10 protein-coding genes and 1 pseudogene are annotated in these 11,004 nt (G+C 68.0%); 8 read left to right on the forward strand and 3 right to left on the reverse strand.

Going from position 1 to position 11,004, the window contains the following annotated elements:
- Positions 1–315, reverse strand: a pseudogene (locus tag Q1J95_RS10695) (hypothetical protein); the annotation flags it as partial.
- Positions 316–434: 119 nt separating this feature from the next.
- On the opposite strand from Q1J95_RS10695, the gene Q1J95_RS10700 reads away from it, so the two are divergent.
- Positions 435–1,118, forward strand: coding sequence for a transcriptional regulator (locus tag Q1J95_RS10700; protein WP_300267501.1), 684 nt, complete (start codon positions 435–437; stop codon positions 1,116–1,118).
- Between the two features lie 98 nt (positions 1,119–1,216).
- A complete protein-coding gene (locus Q1J95_RS10705; protein WP_300267502.1) occupies positions 1,217–4,108 on the forward strand; it encodes a hypothetical protein in 2,892 nt (963 codons plus the stop codon).
- A gap of 17 nt (positions 4,109–4,125) precedes the next feature.
- Here Q1J95_RS10705 and purD read toward each other — a convergent pair whose 3' ends face one another.
- Together purD and Q1J95_RS10715 are read right to left on the reverse strand one after the other, a co-directional pair.
- A complete protein-coding gene (purD, locus tag Q1J95_RS10710) occupies positions 4,126–5,403 on the reverse strand; it encodes a phosphoribosylamine--glycine ligase (RefSeq protein ID WP_300267503.1) in 1,278 nt (425 codons plus the stop codon).
- Positions 5,404–5,443: 40 nt separating this feature from the next.
- Complete coding sequence (locus Q1J95_RS10715; RefSeq protein WP_300267508.1) at positions 5,444–6,085, reverse strand: CoA pyrophosphatase; 642 nt, start codon at positions 6,083–6,085, stop codon at positions 5,444–5,446.
- A 175-nt stretch (positions 6,086–6,260) separates the two neighbouring features.
- Here Q1J95_RS10715 and Q1J95_RS10720 point away from each other — a divergent pair, with 175 nt between their 5' ends.
- The 6 genes from Q1J95_RS10720 to Q1J95_RS10745 all read left to right on the forward strand — a co-directional run.
- Positions 6,261–6,629 (forward strand): sterol carrier family protein, encoded by a 369-nt coding sequence (locus Q1J95_RS10720; RefSeq protein ID WP_300267509.1) that lies wholly within the window; start codon positions 6,261–6,263, stop codon positions 6,627–6,629.
- 85 nt (positions 6,630–6,714) lie between these two features.
- Positions 6,715–7,608, forward strand: a complete 894-nt coding sequence (locus Q1J95_RS10725; protein ID WP_300267504.1) for an HtaA domain-containing protein — start codon at positions 6,715–6,717, stop codon at positions 7,606–7,608.
- Entirely contained in the window at positions 7,605–8,723 is a 1,119-nt protein-coding gene (locus tag Q1J95_RS10730; protein ID WP_300267505.1) for an ABC transporter substrate-binding protein, read from the forward strand. The genes Q1J95_RS10725 and Q1J95_RS10730 overlap by 4 nt, the downstream gene beginning before the upstream one ends.
- 68 nt (positions 8,724–8,791) lie before the next feature.
- Positions 8,792–9,796, forward strand: a complete 1,005-nt coding sequence (locus tag Q1J95_RS10735; RefSeq protein WP_300267510.1) for an iron ABC transporter permease — start codon at positions 8,792–8,794, stop codon at positions 9,794–9,796.
- Positions 9,793–10,572, forward strand: coding sequence for a heme ABC transporter ATP-binding protein (locus tag Q1J95_RS10740; RefSeq protein WP_300267506.1), 780 nt, complete (start codon positions 9,793–9,795; stop codon positions 10,570–10,572). Before Q1J95_RS10735 ends, Q1J95_RS10740 begins: the two co-directional genes overlap by 4 nt.
- A 91-nt stretch (positions 10,573–10,663) precedes the next feature.
- Positions 10,664–11,004: HtaA domain-containing protein (locus Q1J95_RS10745; protein ID WP_300267507.1), on the forward strand; the 341-nt coding region annotated here is incomplete at its 3' end.

Genomic DNA, 11,004 nt, shown 5'->3' on the forward strand with positions numbered 1-11,004 from the left:
GATGGCCGTCGTCGCGACGCCCATGCCGACGACCGTGAACATGAGTACGGCCTTGCGTCCGACGCGATCGCCGACGATGCCCCAGATGATGCCGCCGATCGGGCGCAGGAGGAAGCCGACCGCGAAGGTGGCGAAGGAGTAGAGCTGGGCGATGACCGGGTCGTTGCTCGAGAAGAAGACTGCGGGGAACACTGCGGCCGATGCGAGGCCGTACAGGTAGTAGTCGTAGTACTCCATCATCGTGCCGATGGAGCCACCGGCGATGGTGCGCTTCTGCTTGGGAGTGAGTCCGGTGCTGGTGCTCGCTCGGGTCATGAGAGCTTCCTTACTCTTCTGGGTTGGGTCAGCGAGAGCTAACGTACCGCAGGTTGAACAGATTGTCTACGAGCGATACATTTAGTTCAGAACACCATCGGGGGTGCAGAGTGGGAACCGTGACAACGCAGACACATGACACGTTCGAAGACGCCGACGAGGTGCTGAAGACCTTTCGGCCGGTGATGCGCGCCATCGCCACAGCGGGCGGGCCCTCCTGTGAGGTCGTGCTGCACAACCTCGACGGGGCTGATGTCGACCTCGGCCACACGATCGCGGCGATCGAGAACGGTCACGTCACCGGGCGCGAGGTCGGTGGCCCCTCGACAAGTCTCGGCTTGAGCGTGCTGCAGAACCGCCAATCAGATCACGACGCCTTCGGCTACCGCGGCTTCACCGACGACGGGCGTGAGCTGCGCTGCTCGAGCGTGTACTTTCGAAACGCCAGCGGCGACATCATCGCTGCCCTGTGCATCAACATCGACCTGAGCGCCATGCAGCAGGCCCGGTCGCTCCTGGATGCGCTGCTTCCGGCGAAGCAGATCGCCGACGCTTCACCCGACGAGTACTTCGGTCGTGACCTCGTCTCCGTGATGGACACCATGATCAGCGAGGCGATTCGCGAGGTCGGGCGCCCCGTGGCGCAGATGACGCGCGACGAGAAGATCGGGGTGCTCGAACGACTCGACGAGCGCGGCGCCACGCAGATGCGCAAATCGGTCGAGACGATCGCCGTGCGGCTCGGCATCTCGCGAGTGACGGCCTACTCGTACCTGGACGAGGCGCGGCGCGCGGCGCAGTAAAGGCTCGCCAAACAGGTCGGCCCGCGACGAGAACCCCTGCTCGTGAGGGGAACTTCTGCCCATGACGCGCGCGGTGCAGGGCCGTTATCGTGAAATGTATGACTGCAGATGAGACCGCTGAGCCCGCCTTCGAACACGCAGACATCACTCCGGAGCGCACCGCCGAACTCGGTGACCTGCTTCGAGAACGTGAATGGACGGATGAACCCTTCGAGGTCGACGGTGTGTCCGTCGACGCCGTCGAGGGCGGATGGGTGGTGATGCTCGGCGTCTATGCGCCGCCGGAGTCGTTCACCGCAGCCGATCGCGACGAGCTGGACGAGGCCGTCGCCTGGGTTGGTCAGGCTCGCACCGCCGCACATGACGCCTGGGGTGAGCCGGCGATCAGAGAGCCGCATTTCGTCGGCGAAGACCAGGTTCCCGAGGGCCTGGTCGACCTCCTGCTGTCGACGCTCAATCTGGAGCAGGCCGAGCTCTGGGATCGTGGCGAGCGCTTCATCGCGCTGATGACCGGCTGGCAGGGTGAGCCGGAAGCCAGCCAGCTGATGCAGGTGATGCTGATCCTGCCCCGACGCGTCGCCATGGGCGGCCTCAGTGAGCTCGCAGATGACAGCGTGACCGAGCAGCCCCGCCTGATGCACGGTGAGAGCCTCGGCGAGCTGCATCGACGCGCGGCGATCATGAGCGCGCTGTTCGCCGGAGGCGAAGCACGGCTCGACGGCGCTGGCATCGACGCCACGCGATGCAATCTGCTGTCCCGCGATGGCATGGCTACCACCTGGATCTTCGCCGCCGACGGGCGGGCGCTCCTGCTCATCCGCGACCCCGAGGTCGCCATCGACGACGGCACCGACGAGGGCGAGCTCGCCGCGAGCAGCCGCATGCTCACCGGCGTTCCCGAAGATCTGCTGGCCTGCGTGGCCGCACCCGGAACCCGGCCGGATGGAACGACCGCCCAGCAGGTGCTCGAGTTCGGCCTCATCGCTGATCAGCCCGTGCCGCGAGTGACCGGAGTCTTCTGGTTCGACGGCGAGACCTGGCACACGACGCGCGCTCTGGTCGAGATCTCCACCCGATCGAAGCGGGCGCTCGACGACTTCGGCTTCGTCGAGACGGTGCGGCGCCCGTACCGACTCGGTGGGACGTTCACCGCCGATGATTTCGTCCGCGAGGACGACGACGACTTCCAGCGGGTCACGAGCGTGTTCGACCGCTGCCCGTATCCGCAGGGCCCCCGCCCCGATGCAGCCGCGCGACTGGGCAACGCGGTTCCCGTGGACCAGACGCACGCCGATATCGTCGACGATATCGAACGGGTGACGCAGACGTGGTGGTCGCGCTCGTCGCAGACGATCGACTGGCGCGATGACGCGTTCCAGATCGGCGGACGCAGCCTCATCGACGATGATGACGATCGCGTGATCGCCACGATCCTCGCCGAAGCCGAAGACTGGTACACCGACGACCTGGCCGAGTGGGTGCACGAGCTCTTCCAGGAGATGAGCGACCGATGGGGGCACCCCTACGACGTGAATGTGCACGATGGCGGTTCGGGCAAGCTGCTGCGCTCGCCGCTGACGCGCATCATGCGTGCGTCGAACTTCGATGACGGTCCGATGTGGTGGGTGAACGGTCATGCCGTAGTGTTGCTGGCCGGCGGCGGGAGTAGGGCATCGATCGGCGTGCCATCGGTGATCATCGCCATCGCACGCGCCGACGCTGTGCTCGACCCGATGAAGGGCTCCTCGGTCTGGGAGCTGCGGGCCAGGGCGCGTGTCATCGGCTCACTGGCCGAGAGCGGCACCGGAGCCGAGGCGATCGCATGGGATGGCCCCGTGCTGTACCCCACGGTGCTCGTGCCGGAAGCCACACGCGGCGGCATCCGGACCGCGTTCGCCACCTGGGCGTGGCACTTCACGCACGACGGCCGTGCGCTCCTGCTCTCGTGCGTGAACGATTTCACTCCCGATACCGAGGCCGAAGACGCGTTTGCGCAGCAGGCCGCGCTGCTCGAGGGCATTCCAGAGGATCTGCTCTCGCTGGTCGTCGACCGCGGCAGCGGCGGACTCTACGACGTCATCACGCGGCCGGACGGCTACCAGGACGACCGGCCAGGACTGCTGGGCAGCGCCCGCACGCTGCCGGTGCTCACCGGCGTGATGTGGCGCGATGGCGTCGACTGGCGCCTGTCTGACGGGATGCTTCGCCGCGCGTACGATGTCATCCGCGACGCGGGCGATGACAATCCACTGGCCTGGCTGACGTCCGGCAACGTCGGCCTGACCACTCTGGGCTGGGTGCTGCGGGCCGGTGAGTCGTTCAGCCGGGCGACCTTCGAGTCAGAGTCCTATACCGACTTCGTGCTCGGCGCTCATCCCGACCCCGACGAGGTCGAGGCTGCGTTCGGCGCGTTCGGGCCGCCCCTCGAGGCTGCGCTGCGCGGTTCGCTGAACGACGTGCTGGATACCAGATCGGTCGGCCCGCACGCCCGCTACCTGCTCGATGCCGCGCTCAGCAACCCCGACCCGGCACACCGCCGCGAGACGGCGCTGTGGTTGCTCGAGACGGGGGCAGACCCGTCGCTCCAGCTGTCGTTCCTCACACCCCTGGGGGTGCTGTTCGAGAACCCGACGCTCAAGGCAGGGGACGCCGCCGTCGTGCACGCACTGGTGAGCGGCGGCGCGGATATCTCGTCGACGACGACCGGTGCGACCATCGGCGGCCACGCCCTCGCGCAGCTGTGCGACCGCGATCTCGACGAGGCTGAGATCGAGCCGCTGTACGACGCTTTCTTCGCCGGCTTCGCCGAACGCGCGGAGATCGAGGCGCAGCAGGCGACGGGCGATGCCGAGCCATCGGATCGCATCGATGTCACCGCTCCGGCGTTTCGCGCGGGCGACACACTGCTCGAGTACGTCTCGCGCGGACAGTTTCCGCATTCGCATTCGCGTGCCGGGCTGCAGAGACGGCTCGCGGCGCTGGCCGAGTAGGTCGTGGTGCGGAAGGCTTATCCACCGACGCGTGCGGCGATGTCTCGGCGGAAGTGCGAGCCGTCCAGACCGATGCGGTCGATCGCGTCGTAGGCCCGGGCGCGTGCTGTGGCGAAGTCCTCGCCGAGCGAGACGACGTTCAGCACGCGTCCTCCTGTCGCGACGAGGTCTCCGCCCGGGGCGTCGGGTCCGGCGGTCGCGGCGTGCACGATGCGCACGCCCTCGACGCCCGCGGCATCCGACAGTCCCGAGATCTGACGCCCGGTCTGCGGCGCTTCAGGGTAGCCCTCGCTGGCGAGCACGACGGTGATGGCGACGTCGTCTGCGAAGACGGGGTCGGGCTGGTCTTCGAGCGTGCCGGATGCTGCGGCAAGCAACAGCTCGGACAGCGCCGTCTGCAGTCGCGGCAGCACGACCTGTGTCTCAGGGTCGCCGAAGCGCGCGTTGAACTCGATGACGCGCACGCCCTGCTCGGTGAGGATCAGGCCGGCATAGAGCAGCCCGATGAACGGGGTGCCCTCGGCATCCAACTGGCGGATCACGGGCAGCGCGACCTGTTCGGTCACGAGGTCGACGAACTCGCGCTCGCTTCCGAACTGCTCGGCGAGCCACGGCAATGGCGAGTATGCGCCCATGCCGCCGGTGTTCGGGCCCTCGTCGCCGTCGTAGGCACGCTTGAAGTCCTGTGCGGGGCTGAGCGCGCGCACGGTGTCGCCGTCGGAGAGGAAGAACAGCGACACCTCGGGGCCCGAGAGGAACTCTTCGACGAGCACCGGACCGGTGGGAAGATACTGTGCGGCATGGGCGAGGGCGGCGGCGCGGTCAGAGGTGACGATGACGCCCTTGCCAGCCGCGAGGCCATCGGCCTTGACGACGTAGGGCGCGCCCAGCTCATCGAAGGCGGCTTCCACGTCGGCGGCGGATGCGGCGCGCACAGCGCGTCCGGTCGGAACAGCCGCGGCATCCATCACCCGCTTCGCGAAGGCCTTCGAGCCCTCCAACTGTGCGGCCGCCTTCCCCGGGCCGAAGACAGGAATGCCGCGCTCGCGCAGTGCGTCGGCGACGCCCGCCACGAGAGGGGCCTCGGGGCCGATCACGACGAGGTCGATCGCGTTCTCGTTCGCGAACGAGGTCACAGCCCCGCCGTCGAGCTGATCGATGGCGACGACGGTCGCATCCTGCGCGATTCCGGCGTTGCCGGGCGCGACGAAGATGTCGTGCGTGGCCTGCTCTGAGCGAAGGGCAAGGATGATCGCGTGCTCACGGGCACCGGAACCGAGGACGAGAATCTTCACGCGTCCAGACTACCGACCACGGTGCGCGTATGCTCGGCCGTCAGACGGTCACCGGGCGTAGATCGTCGCGGTTCCACGGCACGGTCCACCCGCAGGCGTCGAAGAGGCGATCGAGAACCATGGCCGTGAAGCCCCACACGATCGTGCCGTCGACGTCGAATGCCGGGCCCGTGAAGGTGACGCCGCCGCGGCTGAGTGTCGAGGTGTAGCGGGTGGCGGGATCGAGCAGCTGTGCGACGGGGACGCGGAACACCTCGACCGTCTCCGCATGGTCGACCGCCGCCACCTTCGAGGGTGTGGTCCACCATCCCAGAACGGGCGTGACGAGGTGATTGCTGGCGGCCAGCGGGAGCTCGGGAAGCGTTGCCAGAACTTCGACGCCGGTCGGGTCGAGGCCCGTCTCTTCTTCTGCTTCGCGCAGCGCCGTGTCGACGAAGTCGCGGTCGCCGGGCTCGCGTCCGCCGCCCGGGAACGACACCTGGCCCGGGTGCGACGACAGCGTCGGCGCGCGGCGCTGCAGGAGCACGTCGAGGTCTGCGGCGACAGCGGCGTCGACCGTGCGCGCCGGGATGTTATCGAGCACTCCGAAGAGGATCAGCACCGCCGATACGCGGGCTGTCGCCGGGTCTTCGAGCCGCGGAAGCACGCGCTCGTTCCAGGCCCCCGCTCGCGCTGCTTCCAGAAGCTGCGCCCTGGCGCCGTCCGCAGGCGAGCTGTTGATCACGCCTTCGAGCCTACGCTCTGCCGCCCGCCCCGGCGCTGCCGTCGCTGCCTCGCCGTTCGAATCGCGCACGTTGCTGCATCCGCCACTGGAATAGAGCAATTTGCGCGATTCGAATGCCTAGGGTGGGGGTGTGGTGGGGAAGAAGATCGATATTGCCCGGGGGCGTGAGGCGTTGGATGCCGTCGCCGCCGCGCGTTCAGTGGGAGACAAGCCGGCGCGTGCCGAACTGGCCACGAGCGTGCGCTATCTGCTGCAGCTGCTTGACGAGAAGGCGCCCGGCAACAGCGTCGAGGTGCGTGTGCCGCCGTTCGGCGCCGTTCAAGTGGTGCAGGGTCCGCGGCACACGCGCGGCACGCCGCCGAACGTGGTCGAGATGGACGCCGCGACCTGGATCGACCTCGCCACCGGCGCGGAATCCTGGTCGGATGCGGCGGATGCCGGACGAGTGCATGCCTCCGGAACGCGCGCCGACCTTGACGGGCTGCTGCCGCTTCGTCCGTGAGCGCTGCCGCTTCGTCCGTGAGCGCCGCCGCGTCTGGTTAGTATGGTTAGGCATTCCTAACCTCACGTAGATCGGTTCGATTCGCATGCGCAGGACCCCCGCCTCAACCACCGTCGCACTTGTCGCCGCCCTCGCTCTCGCCGGTCCGTCATCTGCCGCGCTCGCCGCAGAGTCGGAGTCGGAATCGTCTGCAGAATCGGCGAGCGCGTGCGAGATCACCGGCGGCCAGCTCATCTGGGGGATCAAAGAGTCTTTCCGGGCGTATATCTCCGGAACCATCGCAAACGGCACCTGGGAGGTGTCAGACGGTGCGACCTACGAGACACCGTTGTTCGGCTGGTCCGACGTCTCGGGCGTCATCGATCCCGAGACTCTGGCGGGCTCCGCCGAGTTCACCGGCGCCGTTCACTTCACCGGCCACGACGGTCTGCTCGAGACGGTGATGGCGAACCCGACGCTCGCTTTCGCTGAGGACGGCACCGGAACGCTCCTGCTCGACCTGAGCAATCTCACGATGGACGATGCGCTCGCCGGAGACACCGACAAAGCGCAGACCATCACCCAGGCTTCCTTCATCACGCTTGATCTCGCCAGCGCACCGCTGATGCTCGACGCAGACGGAACGACGATCTCTGCGACCGCCGTTCCCACCGCGATCACGCAGGCGGGGTTCGACGCGTTCGGCACTTATGAGACCGGAACCGCTTTCGACCCCATCGATGTGACGCTCACCGTCGAGTGCCCCGAGGACGAGGACGAGGACGAGGTCGACGAGACGGCAGCTGCGACGTCCGAGCCGACCGCGGCGCCGGCGACCGCAGATTCCGCTGATATGAGCTGGATCGGGTGGCTGGTCGGGATCGCGGTGCTCATCGCTGTCATCGCCGTCATCGTCTGGCTGGTGCTGCGCCGCCGCGCCGCGGCGACCCCGGCGGAGGGGTCAGATGCCGGTGGCGACGCAGAGGAGCCTGCACGATGAGGCGCTTCTCGCGCGTCGCCGTCCTGCTCGCATCAGCGGCCGTGCTGCTGACCGGCTGCGCGGGCGCGTCCGCCGATACGGATGCTGAGACCACGGCGGCGCCGCCGATCACCGAGCAGGTGCCGTTGACGCAGCTGGACAGTCTGCTCGACGATCCGAGATCCTATGTCGGGGCATCCACGGCTGTGCTTCCCGATGCTGCGATCGTGCCGGTCGAGGAGGACCCGGCTCAGGCGCTCCCGGCCACGGTCACGTCGCACGATCTCGGCGGTGACAGTGAGGTCGAGGTCGTCGACACGTCCCGCGTGGTGGCCATCGATCTCGCCGGTTCGATCGCGGCGACCGTGTGGGGTCTCGGGTTCGGCGAGACGCTCGTCGGCGTCGATCAGTCCGTCTCGTTCCCCGGTGCGGAAGAGCTCGCCGTCGTCACCTCCGGCGGACACACGGTCAACGCCGAGTCGGTGATCGCATTGGCTCCGACGCTCGTGATCACCGACGGCAGCATCGGACCGCGCGATGTGATCGAGCAGCTGCGCGATGTCGGCATCACGGTCGTGACCGTTCGCAACGGCGCCTCTTTCGACGGAGCATCCGAGCTCGCACGCGATGTGGCGGCCGTGTACGGGGCGCCAGAGGCCGGTGACGCGCTCGCATCGCGGATCGCTGACGAAGTCACCGCGACGATGGCCGAGATCGACGAGATCGCGCCGACCGGCGCCGAGCGGATGCGAATGGTGTTCCTGTATCTGCGCGGGTCGGCGGGCGTTTACTATCTGTTCGGGGAGGAAGCCGGCGCGAGCCAGCTCGTCGAGGGGCTGGACGGCATCGATGTGCCCACCGAGCTCGGATGGGGCGAGCTGACGCCGCTGACCGACGAGGCGATCGTGGCGGCCGACCCCGACCTGATCCTCGTGATGACGAGCGGTCTCGAATCCGTCGGCGGCGTGGACGGGCTCCTCGCTGACAAGCCGGCGATCGCCCTGACGACCGCTGGACAGAATCGTCGATTCGTCGATATGGAGGACGGTTCGGTGCTGTCGTACGGGCCGCGGGCCGCCGAAGTGCTCGACGCGCTCGCTCGCGCGATCTACGCTCCTGAGCCAGCTGGCTCGTGAGCTCTTCGACCGTCGCCCGCGCCGCCACCCGCACGGGCGCCCGCTCGCGGCGGGGGATCGTGTACGCCATGGTGATCGGGCTGCTCTTGCTCGGCGTCGTGCTCTCGGCCGGGAGCGGACAGTTGCAGATCGGCCCCGCGCAGGTGGTCGGATCGCTGCTGCGTACGCTCGGCGTCGACAACGGATGGGCGCCCGCCGACGACCTCATCGAACAGACGCTCTGGCAGATCCGTTTTCCGCGCGTGGTGATGTCCGTGCTGGTGGGCGCGCTGCTGGCCGCCACGGGCGCTGTCATGCAAGCCGTCTTCAGCAACCCGCTCGCTGAACCCGGGGTCGTCGGAGTCTCCTCCGGCGCGGCGCTGGGGGCCGCGGCATCCATCACTCTCGGGGTCACGTTCTTCGGCATCTGGACCACGGCTGTCTTCGCGTTCGCGGGTGGGCTGGCGGCGACGCTCATCGTCTACTCGGCAGCGCGCGCGCAGGGGCGGACAGAGACGGTGACGCTGATTCTCACCGGGGTCGCCGTCAATGCCTTCGCCGGTGCGGGGCTGGCCGTGTTCATGTTCACCGGAAACACAGCGTCGCGCGAGCAGATCGTGTTCTGGCAACTGGGTTCGATGAACGGGTCGCGATGGAGCGAGGTGTCCGTGGTCGCGCTGATCGGCGTGATCGGTTCGCTCGTGATTCTGGGTCTCGGGCGACAATACGATCTGCTCGCCCTGGGCGATCGCACAGCGTCGCACCTCGGGATCCGGGTGGAGCGCCTGCGCCTCGTGTCGATCCTGCTGATCGCGCTGCTGACCGGCGTCGCCGTCGCCTTCGTCGGGGTGATCTCCTTCGTGGGTCTTGTCGTTGCGCACATGATCCGGATGATCGTGGGCCCGTCGAACCGGACTCTCATCGTCCTTTCGCTGCTCACCGGCGGAGCCCTGCTGGTGTACGCAGACCTTCTCGCTCGAACCCTCGTGACATCGGCCGATCTTCCGATCGGCCTGCTCACCTCGCTCGTGGGCGGTCCGTTCTTCTACTGGCTCATCCGTCGCAACCGCCGCCGAGCAGGAGGATGGGCATGACCGGCGGTACAGCTTTCGCGCTTGCCGACGTCGACTATCGCATCGGCACAGCCGAGATTCTCTCGGGCATCACGCTCGAGGTCGGCTTCGGTCGCGTGCTGGCTCTGGTCGGACCGAACGGCGCCGGCAAATCGAGCCTGCTCACCCTGCTCACCCGCGATGCGCGGCCCTCGGCCGGCACGATCGAGATGGAAGGGCGTCCGGTGCACGAATACTCGGCGCGCGAACTCTCCCGACGCCGGGCGGTGCTGCTGCAGTCGAACCAGGTGGCCTTCTCGTTCACGGCGCGGGAGGTCGTCGAGATGGGACGAGCCCCGTGGACGGGCTTCGATCACGGCGATGACGACGCGGCCGTCCATGATGCGCTGGTCAGCGCCGATGTGCTGCACCTCGCCGAGCGGCCGTTCTCGTCGCTCTCGGGCGGCGAGAGGGCGCGAGTGTCACTGGCGCGCGTGCTCGCGCAGGACACGCCGATCATCATGCTCGACGAGCCGACCGCCGCCCTCGACCTGCGCCATCAGGAAGATGTGCTGCAGCTCACGAGAGAGCTGGCATCGCTCGGACGCGCGGTGATCGTGGTGCTCCACGACCTCTCGCTCGCGGCCGCCTACGCGGACGACGTCGCCATCATCGCCGGTGGGCGTCTGCAGGCGCGTGGTGCACCGGAGGAGATCCTCACCGAGCAGCGCATCGAAAGCGTGTACGGCATTGCCGTCCGGGTCATCTCCGACCCCGATACCGGGCAGCCCGTGGTGCTTCCTCGCCGCGGCAGATGACGCGGGTTCGCTCCTTCGCCGCTCGTAAGATAGGTTAGCCTTAGCTAAATAAGGGTACCCTTGGTGCCTTGCCTTACCCGGGAGGATTTTCGTGGAGAAGACCAAGAGGGCGCCTCGCAGGGCGCTCGCGAGCACGCTGGTCGGCGCGCTCATCGCAGCGGCGTCGATCGTGGGGGTGGCGGCACCCGCGCAGGCAGCAGAAGCAGACGTCGCGGACGCCACCTTCAGCTGGGGTCTGCGTGACTCGTGGCGCAACTACATCAGCGGGCCCATCGCACACGGCACCGTCACACCGGCCGCGCCCGCCACCGCCGATGGCAACGGCGTCGCATCCTGGAGCGGCGGCACCGGAACCATCGACGCCGAGAGCCACGTCGGCGCCGTCTCGTTCGGCGGCAGCGTGAACTACTACGGCCACGATGGTGCGCTCGA

The organism is Microbacterium sp. (assembly GCF_029263575.1).
In the GTDB taxonomy this organism is placed as follows: domain Bacteria; phylum Actinomycetota; class Actinomycetes; order Actinomycetales; family Microbacteriaceae; genus Microbacterium.